We start from the raw sequence: 713 nt of genomic DNA on the forward strand, positions 1-713 counted from the left end.
CGGATAAGGTCGCCGGCCATTACCAGCCTTGGGATAAAACGGCTCGATGACTTCCACCATGTTTTGCCATGGCAGAATCTGCTCCATGCGGGACAAGAAAATCTCTTTTCTAGTCTGACGGCGCTTACTGCTGAATTCACTGTCGGCGAAGGTAAGTTGATGACTCATGATGAACCCTGTTCCATGGCTCCAGATGACAAACATGATCTCATGTCAGGGACTTGTTCGCACCTTCCCTAACGCTATACAGTCCAATCAACTAAGTGTTCAGCCTTCAAAATAACATTTTTCACTGTAGGCATAAGGATCATTTCTCCAGCAACAATAGTGAAACTAAATCGGTACTCTTTTTCTGCTGAGAAAGAGGGGGGCTTCACAAAAGCCATATCCGAGATTTTGCGCATAAAGTGTTCTATCGTGAAGTCGCTGGTATCAGAAATATGAATCTCACGACTCAAGTAAGACACTGGTTCATGTCGGCAGTAAATTGACAGATTTTCTAATGATACGTTTGGATCAACGATGTGATTACCTGAGTGGCGTCCGGAGGTAATCCGATCACGGAGTAATATTGAAAGCTCAAGTCCAAGGCTGTGAGCTTTGAGCCTGTAAATCCAATTGTGTAACCGCCCACGAATAAGTAACTTTTTCAAAAGGATACCTTCGTGGGTAAGCAAATGGACCAAGACACACTCAAAGCTCTGGCTGCTGAG

The 713-nt window shown here is 44.7% G+C and carries 1 protein-coding gene and 1 pseudogene; both read right to left on the reverse strand.

Annotation, left to right across the window (positions count from 1 at the left end; genetic code table 11):
• Positions 1 to 168: pseudogene (locus PG883_RS23655) on the reverse strand (IS5/IS1182 family transposase); the annotation flags it as partial.
• 74 nt (positions 169 to 242) lie between these two features.
• Positions 243 to 713 (reverse strand): hypothetical protein (locus PG883_RS23660; RefSeq protein ID WP_270808499.1); only part of this gene is annotated, 471 nt, incomplete at its 5' end.

This window comes from Aeromonas sp. QDB25 (assembly GCF_027707725.1).
In the GTDB taxonomy this organism is placed as follows: domain Bacteria; phylum Pseudomonadota; class Gammaproteobacteria; order Enterobacterales; family Aeromonadaceae; genus Aeromonas; species Aeromonas caviae.